Origin of the sequence: Kitasatospora sp. NPDC057965 (genome assembly GCF_042887135.1) — a bacterium.
GTDB lineage: Bacteria > Actinomycetota > Actinomycetes > Streptomycetales > Streptomycetaceae > Kitasatospora.
The window spans coordinates 22,587-41,218 of record NZ_JBHVPZ010000017.1 but is presented as its reverse complement, the minus strand read 5'-3'; the positions used below and the strand labels follow the sequence as shown (position 1 = coordinate 41,218).

Below are 18,632 nucleotides of genomic sequence, written 5' to 3'. Positions count from 1 at the left end.
CCGCCACCCCCTGCCAGTGTGCGAGTTCGTGCCGGATGCTGAACACCGGGCGAGTGGGGCCGAATTCACGACGTCACCCGATGCCGGATCTCCACCTCCAGGTTCCGGCCCGCGCCCGCCGAGCGGGACCTGGGACGCCCGTATCTGGACTCGCCGCTAGTGCGCGCCGCGATCTGGCTACGCTGGACCGACAACGGTATCCGCGCTCTGCACCCCGCCCTCGACAATGCCGCAAGCGGCCCGGAGTCCCGGGCGGGCGCCGGGGATCCCGGCGAGCCGAACGTATGCTCCCCACACCACGTCGGGCTTGGCTGCCGCCCGCAGGATCTACCGCTCGGCCTCGAACCGGTTTGCCGCTCACCGGGGCGGGGGCGTTCCGGCAGGGTGTGTCGAGGCTTGTCGTTTCATGGTGTCCAGGGTGGTGAGGGGGTGCCGTCAGGTTCCAGTCCGTATGGCCAAGGGGTGACGGTGAGAATTTCGCCGGCGTTGGCGGCGTTCAGGTAGAGCTCCGCTGCGCCCGTGGCGTTGCCTGCTGCGGTGCGTAGTTCTGCCAGCTCGTTCAACAGGGAGGGGTCGGTGCCGGCAGCGTTGAGGAATTCCTGTTCGACAGTCTGCAGGTTCCGGGGTGATTGGTTCAGCTCAGAGAGGTGAACCACGGCGGCCTCGTCGCCTGCTGCGGCCGCTTCGTGGAAGGCTTGCGCGGCACCTTCCGTGTCTCCGACTGCGCCGCGGAGAATACCGAGATCAACCAGCGCGCGCGGGCCGATATGGCCAAGATTATCCAGGTATACCTGTTCGGCTCCTGCCAGGTCGCCCGAGGCCAGCCGGAGCCACGCCACGTGGAAGGCGGAGTTTAAATGGCCGCTGTCCAGCTTGGCTCGGAAGATGCGCTCAGCCCCGTCTAGATTTCCGATCCCTTCCCAGAAGTGGGCCAAGGAGAACTCGGCGTGCTCGATGCCCGCTTCGACGGCGGCGAGGTACGTCTGTTCGGCGCCGGTGATATCCCCGAGCATCTCTTGCACCTCGCCCAGAAGGTCGAGGGCGATGTGTTGGCCGTCCGCTATCGCCTCGATATATAGCTGTTCAGCTCCCCGCAGATCTCCGATCTCGAAGTGAATGTCGGCCAGACTGAGCCTGACATCGCTGCCGAGTTCCTCTACTCGCCGGAACAGCTCATAGGCGATGCGGAAGCGGCGCCGATCTGCGGCGGCACGTGCAAGAACCTCCAGATCAGCGGATTCGGTGAGGTGGGTGTGGGCGGCGTGCCAGAAGGAGGCGGGTGGGCACAGCCGGCCCCGGATTGTGCGGCCGTGGTGTTCGAGGTAGTCGGCGAGCCGGAGCACTGGGTCTGCAGCTGGGCTGGACTTCGGGGGTGATTCCAGGGTTGCTGCCGGGCGGCGTGTGGGGCGGCTGCTGGTGCGGTATAGGGGGGCTTGTTTGCCGTGGACAGGGCGGGCGAGGTCGGCGTAGGCGGTTTCGGCCCATTGGCCGTTGAGTTGGTCCCAGTCGTGGTCGGTGAGGTAGTCGGTGGCGGCGTCGGTGAGGAAGGCCTGGGGGAGATGGAGGCCGACGCCGAGGCGCCGGGCGTCCATCGCGGCTTCCAACAACGCCCGTACCGCAGGGCTACCGTGCTGGTAGCGGCACAGGAGTTCAGGGGCTCCAGCGAGGTCCTGGGCAAGGCGGCCGTGGGCGCGGGCGCGTGTGAGGGCATCGGCCAGCAGTAGGTCGCCAGCTGCGGCGAGGGCCGCAGCGGTGGCGAGCGCGTCCTGGTCGAATATGTCAGGGACAGGTACAGTGCGCCCGGCCAGCAGCTCGCGGACGCGGCTGTGCGGATCGGGATCGCCCGGGTCGGGCATCGCGGTGTACAGGGCGGCGAACTCGGGCCACAGGGTGCCCAGGACCAGCACCGGTTCCCGGCCCTTCTGGATGAGCAGAGCGTGGAGTGCTGCCGCGATGCGCTCGCCGAACCGGGTATCGCCGAGGTAGTGCTGGGCTTCGTTCAGCCAGACCACCGTGCGTGGACCCACGCGTTCGAGGTCGGCGAGCACGGCTTCGGCCCGAGTGGGGTCGAAGGGGTGCCACAGGGTCCAGCCATGCTCGACGAGGGGTTGGACGGCCTCCCAGCACGCACGGGTCTTGCCGGTGGACGACGAACCGACCAGTACGACCATCCTGCTACGGCCCCCGGCCGCTTCCGCCACGGCCGTGTCCAGCCTGTGGTCGTGGGCGCGGGCAACATAGCCCGGTAGCGCACTAGGGCCACCTCGCCCCGCGGTGATTCGGATGGCCCCGGCCGGATGTACCTCCAGATCGATGGGATCCCACTGCTCGATCGGCTTCCCAGGGAAGCTCTCGACGGCCTCGACACCTCCCTTCGGGGCGGACTCGGGATGGATGTTGACGATCGTGGCCTGGATCAGATTCCCGTGCACGGTGCCGCCATCGACCCGGTTGCGGGTGGAAAACCCGCCAGGCACCCGATGCGGAACATCAGAGCCGACCACTGGAGCGCTGAGACCGGCCGCCGGGCGAGAGCGCCTCTGCCCGGGTGCGCCCGCCTGTCCGTCCTGTTCCTCCTGCGCCATCTCCCGCCCCCAGGTTCTGCGTTGGCCAGCATCCATCATGGTGGCGCACGGTCCCCGACCAGCCGAGCATCGACCAGGCCCAGTCCGGCGTCGACAAGCTCGTCGTCCGGCCGACACACCCTGCTGGATGCGCCGGAAGCCCGGACGTCCGCGCCGCCTACCACCACCGCCAGCAAGCCCGGGAGGACAACGCCCGCCAGGCCCACCATCGCGACCTGGCCCGCCATACACGTGGAGTTTAAGGGCCGTAGGCCGCAGAGGGACTACGCACTCACTTGGGGGATTCAGGCCAGATCGTGTCGATCACCCACGGCTTGACGAGGGGCTCCAATCGAGTGCCGAACGGTTCGGTGGAGCCCGACATCACGGCCGTGACCCACTGTCGCACAGCGCCTGCTGCCCAGTCGGCGAGCTGCAGTTGCGGGTGTGCCTTGCTGTCCGCGAAGTCGATCCGGGAGACCGGCATCTCCTCCATGAACTCCCCCGGCTCGGCGGGATCAGGGAACAGGTGCGCCGTCCGCAGCGTGGCGGTCCACCGGTCGACCACCTTCGACGAGTCGTGGACGAGACGGAAGCGGCCGATGGAATCCGCGAAGGCCGGGCACAGCCTGTACAGCACAGGCACGGCCGGGTCCAGCACGTCCTCTGTCTCGCCCGAGGCGATGTCCTCGGCCGTTTCGTCGGCGATCGGCCGGCAGATCTCCAGCAGCTCTACCCACTCCACGAACCCCTCGTGTGTCACCGTGGCCTTGAACGCGGCGATGGCCTGGAACAGGCCGTCGGTGCTGACTCGCTGCCGAACCCAGTCGACAAACGCCTGCAGCATGCGGTCGTACGTCTCAGGCGTGCCGAAGACTGGGCCACACACCTGCAGCATGTCGGCCAGCGCCAGCCCCTGCTTGCCCTCGTAGAGGTTGAATCCGGTTCGGTGGGCGAGCGGCTCCACCAAGAGGTCGATCATCTTGGTGACGACCATGAAGGGCTTGTGTACCACCATCGCCTGAACGCTATCGGCGGGCAGCTGCTCGAACGCCCGCACCAGCGCTTCCCGGCCGCGCGTCGCCTTGGCCAGGGAACCGTACTTGGGCTCACCTTGTGTGGCGGGCAACTGGGACCGAACCTCCGCCACGATGGCGGAGGCCGCGTCCTTCGGCAGGTGCACCCCAGCCAGCGTGAAAATCGGCTGACCAGGGTCGAGCAGGTTCTGCCCCGAATTACCGGTCTCATCGAAGTAGACCGCGGGCTCAGAGGGAGATGACATCCCTAAAGGATGCCGCCCAGCTCCCCTGCTCGCGACGACTTTCACCGGCCTGCCTACTCGCGGCCGGAGCAGCGGCGCGAGTAGGAGCGGGAGGCTGAGGCCCAGGCACGGCTGGAAGCTGCCCAGGCGGCCAAAGGTGGGAGGATCGGGTGCGGCACGCCGAGCTCTACCCGGCGAAGGACAGCACCCCGTGAAGCTACACGACTTCGCGGATCGCGTGCCAGATCAGGTCCGGTACGACGGTGACGGCCTCGTCCAGCAGGACTTCGATGGCGACGGCCACCTTGCTGGTGTCAACGGCGATGTGCTCGGACCAACGGACAGGCTGGTAGCGGGCAAGGTTGGACAGAGCGTGCAGCACAGCCCACCAGGCGAGGAGGGGATGCAGGACAGCCTGGTTCCCACCGACGCAGGGGAAGATCAAGGGCCGGTGACCCGCCCCGTACACGGGCTGGGTGACAGAGATATACCGCTCCCTCCGGGCGATGACCGAACTGTCGCTCTCCTCCCAGACGACCATCGCCCAGGCTCGGCCGTCATTGTCGGTCTGGATGTTCGGCCGTCCGTCCGGGAGGGGCACCAGCTCGTACTCCCCGATGCCGGGGTAGCACGAGAGGAAGGCCCGCAGCGAGCCCTCAGGGTCCTCCTCCGTCACCGTGCCGGCGGGGATGCCCCGCACGATGCCGCGGGGACGGTTGCTGATCACGTACGGGTCGAGATCAAGGGGATCGAGCGTCAGGATCGGATACGCGATGGAGGCCAGCGGGTGCTCGATCGCCTCAGGGATCGTCGCCCAGATATCGCCCAGAGGGGTCGGCTCGGGCAGGGAGGGCGAGCCGAGGATCTCCGCGACCTGGCCGAAGGCGCCGCTACCCTTTGCCCTCTCGATGACCTGGGTGAGGTTCGCAGCCGTCATGTCCGTGGTGGCAATGCCGTGAGTCCCCAGCATGTAGTCGTTCGGGCCGGCCTTCACTGCTGCGGCCGCGACCGCCCGGCCGGCCTGGCTGATGCCGTAGAACAGCAGCAGCGGGCGCGTGGCGTACCCGACCGTCGCCGCTGCCCTGAACATCTGCTCCGCCTGTTCGAGCGACGAGGTGAACGTGGCCCTGCGGTCTCCCGAAGACGCCCGGCCTGGCGGCCTGTGCCGCATCTGCCGCAACTCGCGCCAGATCTCCTCGGGACGGGGCCTGAGTACATCGTTCCAGGTCGGCATCGCCTCAGCATTCCAGGCACTGCTGGAAACGGTCCAGCGGTTTGGTGTGGGCTTCCTGCTGGAGCTTCGGTCCCGACCGACTGGAGGTCAACGACCGGGAGATACATGGGCGTCGCCGGAGGGCGAAGGTTGTCGCGACCCCCTGTCGCATGTGGGGTGCTGTCGTGCCCGTGGCCTGAGTGGATGAGGGCACACCCCCAGTACATAGTCCGGACGCGACAGCTACGGCGATCCAGGACGGGGTGCAGCGCCGGGGTTGGAGCTACGTCCGGCGGCCACCGTGCCCCGGCTGGACCTGCGCCAGTGTCAGCCCGCCAGTAGATCATTGTGCAATGACCGAAGCTCAGAACATCGCGGAATTACTCTTTGGCCCTAGAGACCCCGAATATCAGGGTCCCCTCCGCTATAATCTCGACTTTCGTCGGGTGAATCTGACCACTCCCGTACTGCCAGATATAGTCGAGCATCAAGATGTCGAATGGGCCCGTCAGTTGTTGAGGGCTGGGACTCTGCCGGAGAACCCGCAGTCGCCGCTGCCGGATGACATCATCCTGATACAGGACATCGTCCGCGACCAGTTGTCTGGCTACGTCGAGACCGACCGGCCTCGAGCCGACCGTCTTTACGTTCTCGACTTCCAGGGCCCTCGCAGGCAGTACACGATGTTCGGACACAGCACAGATCTGCCGACCCGAATCGCTGAGCACTGCCAGGCGGCAACGCCTCATGGCTACGCCTTGCTTGGCGGATGGGCATCTCCAGGAGTGGATGACGCGTACTCAATGGAGCAGGTAGCACTCAGGCTGGCCAGACACGAATACGGCTGGCATTATCGAGAGCGCTTCTACGAGATGCCGCTTACAACTGGGATGAACTATGTACGCGCAGTCTTCGAGCTGAATTCGGACTGGCGTACCCGGAATTCCACCGCGCACGCTGCTGGCGAGCTTTAACCGCACCGACGAGCTACCGAACCTGCCAAACGGCCGGGTGTGACGCGGGGTGCAACGCGAGAACCCGAGTTGCACCCCCGACCTGGGCGTTCGACCCACCGGACGGCGGCCGGGCCGCGTTGCACCGCAGCCCGGCCCGCCGCCTCGGGCTACTCCCAGCGCATCCCCAACTCGGCCAGCCAGGCGAACCGATCGGCCGGGCACCAGGGTTTTCCGGCCCCGAGCGCACCGCGCAAGCGCCCACCACCGGGCACACGGACGACAGGGGTTCCCGCTGTCCAACGGCACCGCGTCCCGGGCCCTGCACGCGGCCTCGACGGAACCCGGGCACCGCACGATGCCGGTCACACCGAAAAGCCCCGCACACCACGCCCCCGACCCCCGGAGCCGCCCCGATCAAGCAACCACCGCCCCCGCCCCCCCCACCACCACCCGACATCGACGCGAACCTTGCGCCCCGCCGACAGCCAGCCCAACAGCCGACGCTGCGCCGCACCGACGGGTGGGCTTCGTCCAGGCGGCCGGGAACCGCGCCCGCCTGGCGGGATGGACCGAGGTCTACGACGACGCGGGCAACTGGATCGCCCCCATATCCGGCCGCCCGGTCGCCGACGCCGGTGACAACATCCCGCTCCTGTCCGCCAACCCGAACATCTCCCTCACCCTGTTAGCTGCTCTTCAGGTACGCATTGATCCCGCAGGGCAACAATCCTGCATGCACGCCGGTGACGTGGCCCTTCACGGAAATCCGGCCGCCATGTTCAACGAGGCTCATCAACCTTCGCGTCGCTGACGCCCGACAGGCCTCTCCGAAGTCAGTCGTCCTGCGCGTACCACCGATCCCCGGCCAGCCCAAACCGCCGGATCGGCAGATCCTCTCCCTGCCAGCCCACCCGCCCGCTGGGCACCGCCGCCCGTCCGAGAGGGGACGCCGTGATCGCCCACCTGCGGCGCGCGACCAACAAGGCCGCGCTGATTCCCGCCCTCTGCGGGCAGGATGACCTCCGCTACCAACCTCGACCTCGGCTGATTGCTGCCGACTACCGCGGCGCCGGCGAGCAACCTCCCCTCGCCGGCGACCCGCAGGAGGTCCTCGGCGGCGGTGTCCTGGACGCCCCGGCTGCTCGGCTCGGCTCCCGGGCACCCGAGCGGCCGGTGTGGATGTGCTCGGTGCGCTCCGATCTGCGCCACTCGGACCTGACCGACGCCCAGTGGGCCGATATCGCCCGGCGCCTGGTCTCCGCGACCGGGCTCGCCCCCGAAGGTGACCCGGCCGGCTGCCGGTGGGCGGCGATCCGCAACCTCGACCGCTCGGTGCACATCGTCGCCACCGTCGTCCGCGAGGACGGCTCCGTCCGGGGCACCTACCGGGACGCCTTTCGCGTGCAGGCCGAGTGCAATCGAATTGCCGCCGACCTCGGCCACCACACTCGGTCCGTTCCTTCCGTCACCACCGCCAAGGACTACCGCATGCCCGCCCCCGTGATCACCATCAGCGTCGAGCCGAGCGGCAGCGTCGTCGCCGAGGGCTCCAGCGACGACCTCGCGGCCACCCTGCTCAGGCACGCCGGATTCCGGCAGATCGAGGACTGGTACGGCTGCCGGCACCGGCTGCCCTCCACCACTGCAGCGGCCGACCGCGCAGCCATCGCCACGCACGCCACCGAGATGCTGCGCGCCGCCCGCTACAGCGTCGACCTCGACCCCCGGCTCGACAAAGGCCTGCCGGCCGCCGTCACCGACCGGTACGGACTCGCCCCCGCGGGCGAGCAGATTCTCCAGCTCACCGATCAGATCCGGGGCGCCACCGACTTCGCGGAGTTCTCCAAGGCCCTCGACGAACTGCTAGACCCGGACGACGGGGTGCTCCTCCGGGTCCACGAGGCCCTGGAGGCCGCATCCGAGCAGATCACCGACCTCGATCCCGATCAGTTCGCGCTGTCCGACCGCTTCGGTCACGCGTCCGACTTGATCGCCACCGCCCAAGGCGAGCTGGGCGAAGCCCTCGACGAGGTACAGCGCGCCCGGTCCCACGAGGCCCGCATCAACACCGCCTGGGCCGCCACGCCCTACTCCGCTGCCGCCACCGACGCGGCCCGCTCCACCTCGCCCGCCGTCGCCACCCGCGGCGTGAACGCCGCCGCCCTGCCCGCCGCCGCACCACCGTCCGCGGCGCGCCCCGCCGGCCGCACCCACTGAACGCTTCCCTCCCCAACACTTAGGAGCAGAGCCGTGATCCTCGCAAGAGCCGAGCGCGCCCCTCCCCCGCCCGCTCGACACCTCAGGAACCACGCTTGCCCTCCCCGCGCACCAGCGCGCCGTCGACGACCACCGGGTCCGACGCGCTCCTCTACTTCCTCTTCGGCGTTCTCGGTGCCGCGCTCGCCTTCGGCTCCCTCGCCTGGCTGACCGGCAACCTCGCCAACGCTCTGGTCGGCAGCGGCGCGTGGGCCCCGTTCCGCGCCGCCGATGCCCTGTTGCACCCCGACGTGCTGTGGCCAAACCTGAGCGCCACCGCGCTGCTGATCGGTGCCCGCCTCGTCCCTGGCCTGCTCACCCTGGTCCTGAGCACGACCGGCCTGGTGCTGTGGATGCGCTGGCGCGGCGGCGCCAGGACCGGTCTCGCCCGCAAGGCCGACCTCGCCCCGCTGCTGGACAAGGAGGTCACCGCGAAGGCCCGCAGCCTGCGCCCGAGCCTGAGCGACCGGGAGTGCAAAAGAGGTCGCGCCGAACGACCGGGGCATTCTGGTCGGCACGGTCTCCCCCGGTAGGGCCCAGGTCCGTGCCTCCTGGGAGGACGTCCTCGTCGCGATCATGGCGCCGCGTTCCGGGAAGACGTCCGGCTTGGCGATCCCGGCGATCCTCGCCGCTCCCGGCCCTGTCCTGCTGACCAGCAACAAGGCGGCGAACGACGCCTACACCGCCACGGTCGACGCGCGGGCGATGGTGGGCGCGGTGTGGACGCTCGACCCGCAGCAGATCGCCCACCACCCGCGCGAGATGTGGTGGGACATCCTCGCCGACGCCCGTGATCTGGCCGGTGCGAAGCGGCTCGCCGGGCACTTCGTCACCGCCTCGGTGGACGAGTCCAGCGGCTCCGACTTCTGGTCGACCGCGGCGAGCAACACCTTGGGCGCGCTGTTCCTGGCAGCCGCGAGCCACCGGCGCCCGATCACCGACGTCCTCGGCTGGCTCGCCTCCCCGGCCGACCGCACCCCCGTCGACCTGCTGTCCGACGCCGGCCACCACGCCGTCGCCGCCCAGCTCCAGGGCACCGTCAGCGGCGCCACCGAGACCCGTGACGGCATCTACGAGACGGCGCGGCAGTACGCGAGCTGCCTGCTGGACCCGGAGATCGCCGCGTGGGTCACCCCCGCGAAGGACCTGCCGGAGTTCAAGCCGTTCGACTTCGCCACCTCCCGCGACACCCTGTACCTCCTCAGCAAGGACGGCGGCGGCAGCGCGAGCGCGATCATCGCAGCAGCGGCCGACGCCGTGATGCGGGCAGCCGTGATCGTCGCCGAACGCTCCGGCGGACGCCTCGACCCGCCCGCGCTGTGCGTCCTCGACGAGGCCGCCAACGTCTGCCGCATCAGCGACCTCCCGGACCTCTACTCCCACCTGGGCAGCCGGGGCGTCATCCCGATGACCATCCTGCAGTCCTACCGACAGGGCCAGCGCTGCTGGGGCGAGGCCGGCATGGACGCCCTGTGGTCCGCCGCCACCGTGAAGGTGATCGGCAGCGGCATCGACGACGCCGACTTCGCGGACAAGCTGTCCCGGCAGATCGGCGAACACGACGTCCAGACCACCTCGGTCTCGACGAGCGACGGCGGCAAGTCCACATCGGTGTCGATGCGCACCGAGCGGATCCTGCCACCGGACCGGATCCGCGCCCTGCCCAAGGGCAAGATCCTGCTGTTCGCCACCGGCATGCGGGTCGCGATGCTCGACCTCAAGCCCTGGTACAAGGAGCCGTCGGCGAAGACGATCGGCCCGGACTCCGCCCGCGCCACCAAGGCCATCACCGAGCGCGCCCTCGCCAAGGCCACCGACCGCGACAACTTCGGACTCGCGTCGTGAGCCCTGCCGCCGGCCATGTCACCCCCATGCGAGCGCAGGCCCGCCGCTTCTCCTCATCCACCTCCGCCGAAGGGCCGTCTCACATGTCCGCTTCCACCCTGCCCATCACCCCTGGCCACCCGACGCCTGCCGTCGGCCGGCCGACCCTCCGGGTCCTCTCGCTGGGCGCCGGGGTCCAGAGCACCTCGCTGCTACTCCTGGCCGCTGAGGGGCATCTACCCGGTCTCGACCTCGCGATCTTCGCCGACACCGGGTGGGAGCCCCGGGCCGTCTACGACCACCTCGACCGGATCGAGCGGGAGATCGCCGAACCGGCCGGCATCCCGATCCTGCGGGTCTCCTCCGGCAACATCCGCGATGACGCGCTCGACCCGACCAAGCGCTTCGCCTCGATGCCGCTGCACATCCTCAACCCTGACGGCGGCGAGGGCATGTCGCGAAGGCAGTGCACAGGCCAGTACAAGATCCGGCCGATCAAGGAGAAGGTCCGGGAGCTGCTCGGCCATCCGCACCCGCAGCGGATCCCGGCCGGGGTGTTCGTCGAGCAGTGGATCGGCATCAGCGTGGACGAGTTCCACCGGGCGAAGGACGCGGACGTCGCCTACATGAAGAATCGATTCCCCTTGATCGAGGAGGGCTTCTCCCGGTCGGACTGCCTGCGGCTACTGCGCTCACGCGGCTTCGGCTCGACGCCCAAGAGCAGCTGCCTGGGCTGCCCGTACCACGGCAACGCCCAGTGGCGCGCCCTGCGCGACAACTCGCCCGAGGAGTGGAACGACGTCGTCGCCTTCGACCACGCGATCCGCGCGGGCAACGCCAGGGCAACAGCGGAGGGCACCCCGCTGCTCGGGCAGGCGTACCTGCACCGCAGCCGCCGACCGCTCGACCAAGCGCCGGTCGACCGGGTCACGGCCCACGAATGGTCCGGCCGCCAGGGCGACATCTTCGACGCCATCGCCGACGCCGAGCTGGAGAACGGCGAGGCGGACGGCTGCTCCCCGTGGGCCTGCCGCTCCGGGTCTCCGGCAACAGCCGATCTCACTCTTGCCGCCTGAATTCCTGTCCAGACTAGAGGAGTTGGCCTTGCCCGAACGCATCCCTTCATTCTGTCCGCCGTCCTCCGAACGCCTGGCGGGCTCCCCGGCCGTCCGCCGGGGCGGCCAGTGGTGGCTCGTCACCGGCACCGGGTCGATCCTCGCGACCGACCCGACGTTCACCGGTGAGCTGGATCGCTTCGCCGCCGCGATGGCCGCCGCCGACCGCGACGTTGTCCGGATCCGCGACGAACGGGCCACCGCCCGCAAGGACGGGCAGTGATGGACGCGCTATTCAAGGGCGAGCAGGCCGTCCTCGGCGCAGTCCTGCTCGACCCGGCCCAACTCGACACGCTGTCCTGGCTGGAGCCCGCCGACTTCTACCGGCCGGCCCACCAGGCCCTCTTCGCCGCGATGCGGACGCTCAGTGCCAGGGAGCAGCCGACCCGCGGGGCCGACGGCAGCATGCCGCTGTCCTGGGTGACCGGCACCGTCGCCGAGGCCGGCCACCACGTGCGCGGGCTGAGCGCCTCGTACGCGCACACCCTGATCGCCGCGTGTCCGCGCCTGCAGAACGCCCCGGTCTACGGCCGGATGGTGCTCGAAGGGTCCATCCACCGGACGGTCACGGAGCACGCCGTCCGGCTGGAGCGCATCGCCCGGACCGGCGCCGAGCAGCACCAGGTCGACGACGTCCTCCACCACGCCGATGTCCTGGCGGGCGTACTCGTCGACCTCGCACGCCGCTGGGGCACCGAGCCCCGGCCCATCCCGCCACCGACAGCCCCGAGGATCGCGAGCCCGTCCGCGCCGCAGGTCGGGCCCGAGCAGACCGAGGGCGAGCGGTTCCTGCTGGCCGTTCTCGTTGGCCAGCCCGCGGCGATGGCGGAGGTCTACGACTGGCTGCGGCCCGGCGACTTCGCCGACGCCGGCCACGGCCAGATCTACCGCTGCCTGGGCGCCCTTCACCACCGGGGCGAGCCGATCGACGAGGTGACCGCCCTGTGGGAGGTCCAGCGGCGCGGCCTGCTGGCCGACGGCTCGCTCTCACGCGAACACGTCGAGACCCTCTTCGACGGACCGGGCGCAGGATCGGCCGAGTGGCTGGGTGACCGGGTCATCCGCGCCTCCGTCGTCCGTGCCGCCGCCGAAGCCGCCGCCGCGATCAGGGCTCTGGCCGAGGACGAGGCCCTGGTACCCGGCCGCCTCATCGGCCAGGCCCTGCACGCCTTCGGGCCGCTGGACGAAGTGCGGGCCCGCTGGAACAGGACTGTTCGTCCACACCAAGCGCCCCTGCGCGAAGCCGATCGCGCCGCCCAGGTGACCGCCGCGCTCGCCCGCAGCCCCACGCCGGCGAACGATCGATCATCTACTCGTTCACGCCGCGAAACGGCTACCGGTCCGACATCTTCCCAAGGCCGCCCCACCGCAGCACCCACCCACTCAGCCAAGAGCTCTTCATCACCACTCCGACCTCCGAGAGCCTGGCGCTGGACGGCCTCGCAGATCCTCGGCCACGTACCCGGCTCCCCTTACCAATTCGCTGAGAGGTCGGTGGCAGCCCGGCTACAGGCGGTCAAGCAAGCACCGATGGCGAGCGCAGGCGAAGACGACCGCCAGATGCCATGATGGCGCCGGAAGGCGCCGTGCGCGCTATGGACCGCGGTGCCGTCACCTGAAAGGCACTGGAGGCAGAACCGGCTGGAGCGATTTTCGAAAGAGCGCCTAGCCGATCTGGTCGGTCCATGCCGATCGTCAGTGCAGGTCTGAGCATGGGCTCTTTGGCTGGATCCTGCCTCAAACCTCTGCGCAGAAGCGCCCAAACGGAACTATTTCAGGCGAAAGCACTCGCTTGAGATCGCTCGGGTGGAAACAACCGAACCGCGCGACACCGGATGCCGGCTCCGCCAGGACGGGGCAATGCGCGGTGCGCGCGGTTCGGGTACCTCATCTACCTCGGGTACTTCAGGTGGCGCCGCAAGGGCTCTGGGTCAGCCAGTACTACCCGCTGGAGCAGCGATCACCGAGATGACGTAGAGGATCGCGGGCAACGCCCCGAGGAGCGTGACGACCACGGCCAACACGGCCGCCGGTCGCCGGGTCTCCCGCAGCATCCACACGAGGGAGCCCACCAGGGTGAAGAAGGCCAGGGCAACGACCCCGGCCGTGAGCAGAGCGGACGTCTGAACTTGCATACTGTTCGGTCCTTTTGATTGTGACGTGTCCAGTCCTACTTGTTGCACGTCGCATGGTGGACGGAGGCGGAGTTCGCGAGCCCCTTGGTAGGAGGGGTGAACCGTTCGGCCGTGCGACTCGGCTGACGCTAGCTCACATTGAATTGGCCGCAACAGCCTTGGGCGAGGTTGAAGGTACGCACGAGAAGGCGGGATCCCCCGGGCTACCACCCCCGAGGGCTCCCACCTGCAACGGACGTTGGACTGGACGAGTCACACAACGTCTCCATCCAGTATCCCCGGAGGCGCTAAACAGGAGCGAAACGGCGACTCTGCCACAGCACTTAACGACCACTGAGTGCTCTGTTAATGTGCCAGGGTGGCGACAGACCTTCAGTTCCTCCTGCTGGGGCCGGTGAGCGCCCGCCGAGCCGGTACCCCGATCAGCCTCGGGCCGCCACAGCGCCGCGCCCTGCTGGCGCTGCTGCTGCTAGCCCGTTCGCAGGCCGTCCCCGTCGCCTTGATCCGAGACAGGCTGTGGCCGACGGGCGCGCCCGCCACCGCCATCGACGCCATCCAGGTGCACATCCACCACCTGCGCCGACACCTCAGGGAAGACGCCGCAGCCGGGGCCCCGGCGACAGAACTGGCCGGCTACCCGGGCTACTCCCGCGAACAGGCCAGCTACGCGCTGCACGTCGACGTCGAAGCGGTCGACGCTCTCGTGTTCCAGCGGCGGGCCGACCGGGGGCGGGAACTGGAGGACAGGGGCGACTACAAGGGCGCCTTGGAGATGTGCATCACAGCCCAGTCCCGCTGGCGTGGCGAACCTCTGGCCGACCTGGAACCCACGCCCTACGTACGGGCGATCCGACAGGGGCTGGTCGATCTGTGTCAGGACGTCCGGATCAGGGCGGCTCGGGTGCGGATGCGGACCGGTGCGGTCTCCGACGCCGTCATCGACCTCCAGCAGCTCAACCTCGAGCACCCGGGCAATGACGTCATCGTGGTGCTGCTCTCCACCGCACTCTTCCTGACCGGCTCCCGCCGACGTGCGCTCGCCCTCCTCGACGAGGAGCTGGCGCGCTGGGAGCAGCAGTATGCGCGGGCGCCGGAACAGCTGCGGCGTCAACGCGAACTGGTCCTCTCCGGCGCGCTGGAGGAGCAGTGGTGACGGTCGACGCGCGGCTGCTTGGGCCCGTGGCGCTGACCGTCTCCGGCGAGGCTGTCAAGACCCGGGGAGCCAACGGGCGTGCCCTGCTCGCCGCCCTGTTGCTCGCACCCGGGCAGCCCGTCGAGGTCGAACAGCTCGTCCTCGACGTCTGGGGAGACGGAGCCGCGCTGGACGCCCGGGCGCAACTGCACTCCCTCGTGAGCCAGCTGCGTGCCGAACTACGCGCTTCTGGAGCCCCGTTCACCGTCACCCGGCACTCGCGACTGAGGAGCTACGCGCTCGACATCAGCCCCACGGACGTGGACCTCACCCGGTTCCGGGCACTCCTGGCCCAGGCCCGCGAGGCCCTCGCCGAAGGACAGTCCGGCCAGGCGTCCGCCCTGCTTGAACGGGCGCTAGACAGCTGGAGCGGCCCGGCCCTGAGCGGTGTCCGGGCGCACGGGCGACTGGCGGCCGAACGGCATCGGCTGGAGGATCTCCGCTTGGGGGCGGTGGCGTTGCGCAACGACATCGACCTGCGGGACGGCCGGGCAGAGACAGTACTGCCGGAGCTCAGGGCGCTGCTGGCCACATTCCCCGAGGACCAGCGGTTCCGGTCCCAGCTGGAGCAGGCTCTGGAGCGCTCGGGTCGTACCGCCGAGGCATGGGGGCTGCGGCAGGAAGAGCGCATGGGCAGAGGGCCGGAGCCATCGGCCGTGACAGCCCCGTTGGCTGTCCGGAAGACCGGGCTTCCGTCCGCCGAGGCGGAGCCCCGGATCTCGTTGCTGGGCCCGGTACAGGCCTGGCTGGGCAACACCCCAGTCCCGCTCGGCTCGCCCCAGCAGCAAGCCGTGCTCGCGATCCTGGCCACGCAGCTCGGCCAGCGGGTCACGACCCAGGAACTCGTCGAGGGGCTCTGGGGGGATCGCCCACCGCCACAGGCCGTCGCCGCGCTGCGGACGTACGTGTCACGGCTCAGGACGGTCCTGGAACCCGGACGGGAGGTACGCCAGCCCGCGAGCCGACTCGTCAGTGTGAGCGACGGCTACGCGCTGCTTCTTCCGCGGCAGAGCATCGACCTGCACGTCTTCGAGGACGGACTCGCCGAGGCCAGGGCGGCCCGGGCCGCCGGGCGCCATGCCGAAGCCGTCCGAACGGCGACCACAGCGCTGGGACTCTGGGAGGGCAGTGTCCGGCCCTTCGTGGGCCTGCCTGGGCCTAGGGTCGACGCACTGCGGCTTAGGCTGCTGGAAAGCTGGGTCGCCGGGCAGGAACTCCGGTTCGATTCCCAACTCGCCCTGGGCGCAGGCGCCGAGATCGTCCCCGAACTGACCGAGCTGGCCGGGCAACACCCGCTGCACGAGCGACTGCGCGAGCTGCTGATGGTCGCCCTCTACCGGGCCGGCCGCCAGGCCGAAGCCCTCGGCGTCTACACGGACACCCGGAGGCTGCTGATCGAGGAACTCGGCGTCGAACCGGGGACGGGCCTGGCCTCCATGCACGCCCGGATCCTCTCGGCCGACCCATCGCTCCTCCCCCCACCCACGATCCCCGGCCACCCGGAGCCCGCCGCCCTCGCGGCCCTGCCCGCGCCAGCGCAACTCCCTCAGGACGTCTCGGACTTCGCCGGCAGGTCCGAGCTGATGGTCGATCTGAGATCGGCCTTGCTAGACGCAGCTACCGCGCCGGCAGTCCAGGTGCACGTGCTGTGCGGGATCGGGGGGGTGGGTAAAACTACGCTGGCAGTTCACGCTGCCCACACCGTCCGTGCCGAGTTCCCGAATGGTCAGCTGTTCGCCGATCTGCGTGGCGCGAGTGGGGCGCCGGCCGATCCTATGGCCGTGCTGGGCGACTTTCTGTACGCACTGGGCATACAGGAGCCTCCGGAGTCGTTCGAGCAGCGCGTCGCCCTCTACCGGTCCCTGCTGGATGGCCGACGGATGCTCGTCGTGCTGGACAATGCCCGAGATGCGGACCAGGTTCGACCGCTCATTCCCGGAGCGTCCGGCAGCGTTGTCCTGGTCACCAGCCGCTCGCGGCTGTCCGAGCTCGCCGGGGCATCCATCTGGGACGTGGAGGAGTTGACCCCAGAGGAAGCCTTGACGCTGTTCTCCACCATCATCGGCGAGGCAAGGGTCGCCGCCGAGCCCGAGGCCGCCATAGCCGTGGTCACCGCCTGCGGCTTCCTGCCGCTCGCAGTGCGGATCGCTGCCGCTCGGTTGGCGGCCCGGCCGCACTGGATCATCAGCGACCTGACACGACGGCTGGTCGACCAGCGCCACCGGCTCACTGAGTTGAAGTTGGGGACCCTGTCGGTGGCGACCACGATCGAGCTGGGCTATAACCAACTGTCACCAGAAGAAGCGCGGGCCTTCCGCCTCCTCTCCCTCACCAACTCGCCAGATCTGCCATTGTTCGCAGCCGCGACTCTGCTGGACCTGTCGGAGGAGTCTGCCGAGGTCCTGGCCGAACGCCTGGTCGAGGCGAACCTGCTGGAAAGCCACACCCCTGGGCGCTACCGCTACCACGACCTGCTCCGCCTCTACGCACACCAGCTGAACGCGCAGGTCGACGGTAGGTCCGAGCAGAATGCCGCGCTGCGCCGGCTGATCGATATCCTGCTCGCCACCGCCCGCGAGGCCGTGCGGGAACTGGGACTGGGTGACGAACTGCCAGATCCGCTCTACCATCCTTCCGCTCCCCCGCTCGTCCTGACAGGCGGGCGCCAGGGCCTCTGGGGCTGGCTCGCCTCCGAGCGGTACCTAATCCTCGCTGCCGTCGACGCCGCCTGCAGCGGGGACGGTCCGATAGGCCCGGCGGTGGAGCTCGTCGTCACGCTGAGTGAGTTGCTACCGGACTGGGAATCGACTCAGCACCTGACGGACCTCCTCCAACGGACGGAGCAGTACCAGCGCGGGTCTGCTCTGCTCACTAGGACCCGCTACCTCCAGGGCAACTTGCACGCCCAAGCGGGGGACTTCGGGCAAGCCGAGGCGGCATACCGGGAGAGCCTCGGACACCTCGGTTCGCAGGACGGAACACGGCTGCGAGCGATCGTGTCCTTCCGGCTCGCCAATGTGCTCAGCATGACCAATCGGACCGGTGACGCCCTACCGCTCTACGAGAAGGCCCTGGAGATCAGCCGGAGCACGGGAGCGGTGGCGATCGAGAACCGGATCCTGGCAAACGTGGCCACGGCCTACGTGGTGGCCGGTCAGCCTGAGCCAGGGCTGCGAGCATCACGGGGTGCGGTCGAAGCGGCCAGGGCCACGGGCAGTACGGTCGCACTCGCGCATTCGCTTCACCAGCTTGGCGTCGCGCTCGGCAGGACCGGAGCACCCGGCGAGGCCGTCGACCGCCTGCGCGAGGCTCTGGCTTTGTACCGCCTTCAACAGCTCAGGCTCTGGGAGAGCTACACCCTCGCCCGCCTAGCCGCTGCCCTGCTGACCTCTAACCGGGCCGCAGAGGCGGCCGAAGCCGCCACCGAGTCTCTCGCCCTCGGCGAGAAGCTGGACGCCGCCTACTGCCAGGGCCTCGCGAACGCCGCCCTCGGCGAGGCTCTGCTGCGCCTGGGCCACCCGGCAGCCGGCCGCGCTCGGCTCCATCAGGCACACGCCATCTTCGCCCGACTCGGTGTGCCCGAGGCTGGCACAGTTCAGGAGCTCATGCAGCGCGCCTAGGGTCCGCTATTGGGGGCCTCGTCCTGCGACTGTGCGGAAGCGAGCAGAGGTCGCCCACGTCACGGATATCGGACCACACGTCAGTACGCGCAGCCGTCCCGCTGGAGACCGCCAGATAGGGCCAATACAACGCCCTTCGCGCCTCACGGTGCCCTGATCGCGGGGACGAACCCATGGCGGAGGTCCCGTCCCAGGGGCAGATTTCCCAGAAGCCGGTGCATGAGTGTTCAACTCTGTACGGAGCGCCGCCGCCAGACGCCTGGCAGAAGGACCTGATGGGCCAAGCGTCCATTTCGACGGAAACTGACACCAGCCAAGTCAGTACGCACCACGGGTGACGTGCACAGCAATCAGTCGCACAGGTCACCGCGCTCCGCAAGGGCGTCGTTTCGCAACAAGCGACCAGGGCTCGGGAGTTGCTGCCCCCTCCCCCGCGCCGCTGGCCGCTGTGCCGGGCCCAGAAGGGGCTTCTACCGGTGCTTCCCGGCCGCACCAA

At 69.3% G+C, this 18,632-nt stretch carries 12 protein-coding genes and 1 pseudogene; 9 read left to right on the top strand and 4 right to left on the bottom strand.

The genetic code is table 11. From position 1 onward, the window contains the following. Nucleotides 1–404 precede the first annotated feature (404 nt). The 3 genes from ACFVVU_RS22490 to ACFVVU_RS22480 all read right to left on the bottom strand — a co-directional run bounded on the left by ACFVVU_RS22490 (nucleotide 405) and on the right by ACFVVU_RS22480 (nucleotide 5,059). Nucleotides 405–2,585: a tetratricopeptide repeat protein gene (locus tag ACFVVU_RS22490; RefSeq protein ID WP_387791769.1), complete on the bottom strand. Its 2,181-nt coding sequence runs from the start codon at nucleotides 2,583–2,585 to the stop codon at nucleotides 405–407. A gap of 271 nt (nucleotides 2,586–2,856) precedes the next feature. Continuing rightward, nucleotides 2,857–3,846, bottom strand: a complete 990-nt coding sequence (locus tag ACFVVU_RS22485; RefSeq protein ID WP_387791767.1) for a DUF3800 domain-containing protein — start codon at nucleotides 3,844–3,846, stop codon at nucleotides 2,857–2,859. Between the two features lie 196 nt (nucleotides 3,847–4,042). Then, nucleotides 4,043–5,059: a YaaC family protein gene (locus tag ACFVVU_RS22480; RefSeq protein WP_387791765.1), complete on the bottom strand. Its 1,017-nt coding sequence runs from the start codon at nucleotides 5,057–5,059 to the stop codon at nucleotides 4,043–4,045. 332 nt (nucleotides 5,060–5,391) lie between these two features. Between ACFVVU_RS22480 and ACFVVU_RS22475 the strand changes: the two genes are divergently transcribed. The 7 genes and pseudogenes from ACFVVU_RS22475 to ACFVVU_RS22445 all read left to right on the top strand — a co-directional run bounded on the left by ACFVVU_RS22475 (nucleotide 5,392) and on the right by ACFVVU_RS22445 (nucleotide 12,758). After that, a complete protein-coding gene (locus ACFVVU_RS22475) occupies nucleotides 5,392–6,012 on the top strand; it encodes a hypothetical protein (protein ID WP_387791763.1) in 621 nt (206 codons plus the stop codon). Between the two features lie 502 nt (nucleotides 6,013–6,514). Beyond that, a complete protein-coding gene (locus tag ACFVVU_RS22470) occupies nucleotides 6,515–6,805 on the top strand; it encodes a hypothetical protein (protein ID WP_387791762.1) in 291 nt (96 codons plus the stop codon). A 140-nt stretch (nucleotides 6,806–6,945) separates the two neighbouring features. Beyond that, nucleotides 6,946–8,211, top strand: a complete 1,266-nt coding sequence (locus ACFVVU_RS22465; protein WP_387791760.1) for a hypothetical protein — start codon at nucleotides 6,946–6,948, stop codon at nucleotides 8,209–8,211. Between the two features lie 95 nt (nucleotides 8,212–8,306). Then, nucleotides 8,307–10,095: pseudogene (locus ACFVVU_RS22460) on the top strand (type IV secretory system conjugative DNA transfer family protein). Nucleotides 10,096–10,283: 188 nt separating this feature from the next. Further along, nucleotides 10,284–11,150: a hypothetical protein gene (locus tag ACFVVU_RS22455; protein ID WP_387791934.1), complete on the top strand. Its 867-nt coding sequence runs from the start codon at nucleotides 10,284–10,286 to the stop codon at nucleotides 11,148–11,150. Between the two features lie 28 nt (nucleotides 11,151–11,178). After that, nucleotides 11,179–11,412, top strand: coding sequence for a hypothetical protein (locus tag ACFVVU_RS22450; protein WP_387791758.1), 234 nt, complete (start codon nucleotides 11,179–11,181; stop codon nucleotides 11,410–11,412). Then, nucleotides 11,412–12,758 carry a DnaB-like helicase N-terminal domain-containing protein gene (locus ACFVVU_RS22445; RefSeq protein WP_387791757.1) on the top strand — a complete coding sequence of 449 codons (1,347 nt, stop codon included), beginning with the start codon at nucleotides 11,412–11,414 and terminating at the stop codon, nucleotides 12,756–12,758. Before ACFVVU_RS22450 ends, ACFVVU_RS22445 begins: the two co-directional genes overlap by 1 nt. A gap of 362 nt (nucleotides 12,759–13,120) precedes the next feature. Here ACFVVU_RS22445 and ACFVVU_RS22440 read toward each other — a convergent pair whose 3' ends face one another. After that, a complete protein-coding gene (locus ACFVVU_RS22440; RefSeq protein ID WP_387791755.1) occupies nucleotides 13,121–13,324 on the bottom strand; it encodes a hypothetical protein in 204 nt (67 codons plus the stop codon). A 358-nt stretch (nucleotides 13,325–13,682) separates the two neighbouring features. Between ACFVVU_RS22440 and ACFVVU_RS22435 the strand changes: the two genes are divergently transcribed. Beyond that, nucleotides 13,683–14,477, top strand: a complete 795-nt coding sequence (locus ACFVVU_RS22435) for a BTAD domain-containing putative transcriptional regulator (RefSeq protein WP_387791753.1) — start codon at nucleotides 13,683–13,685, stop codon at nucleotides 14,475–14,477. Beyond that, nucleotides 14,474–18,136 carry a BTAD domain-containing putative transcriptional regulator gene (locus tag ACFVVU_RS22430; RefSeq protein WP_387791751.1) on the top strand — a complete coding sequence of 1,221 codons (3,663 nt, stop codon included), beginning with the start codon at nucleotides 14,474–14,476 and terminating at the stop codon, nucleotides 18,134–18,136. The genes ACFVVU_RS22435 and ACFVVU_RS22430 overlap by 4 nt, the downstream gene beginning before the upstream one ends. The last annotated feature ends 496 nt before the right edge of the window (nucleotides 18,137–18,632 follow it).

What these genes read in the sequence shown, in the direction of transcription:
- ACFVVU_RS22490 (WP_387791769.1), bottom strand. Translation starts at nt 2,585, where the DNA reads ATGGCGCAGGAGGAACAGGACGGACAGGCGGGCGCACCCGGGCAGAGG.
- ACFVVU_RS22485 (WP_387791767.1), bottom strand. Translation starts at nt 3,846, where the DNA reads ATGTCATCTCCCTCTGAGCCCGCGGTCTACTTCGATGAGACCGGTAAT.
- ACFVVU_RS22480 (WP_387791765.1), bottom strand. Translation starts at nt 5,059, where the DNA reads ATGCCGACCTGGAACGATGTACTCAGGCCCCGTCCCGAGGAGATCTGG.
- ACFVVU_RS22475 (WP_387791763.1), top strand. Translation starts at nt 5,392, where the DNA reads ATGACCGAAGCTCAGAACATCGCGGAATTACTCTTTGGCCCTAGAGAC.
- ACFVVU_RS22445 (WP_387791757.1), top strand. Translation starts at nt 11,412, where the DNA reads ATGGACGCGCTATTCAAGGGCGAGCAGGCCGTCCTCGGCGCAGTCCTG.
- ACFVVU_RS22440 (WP_387791755.1), bottom strand. Translation starts at nt 13,324, where the DNA reads ATGCAAGTTCAGACGTCCGCTCTGCTCACGGCCGGGGTCGTTGCCCTG.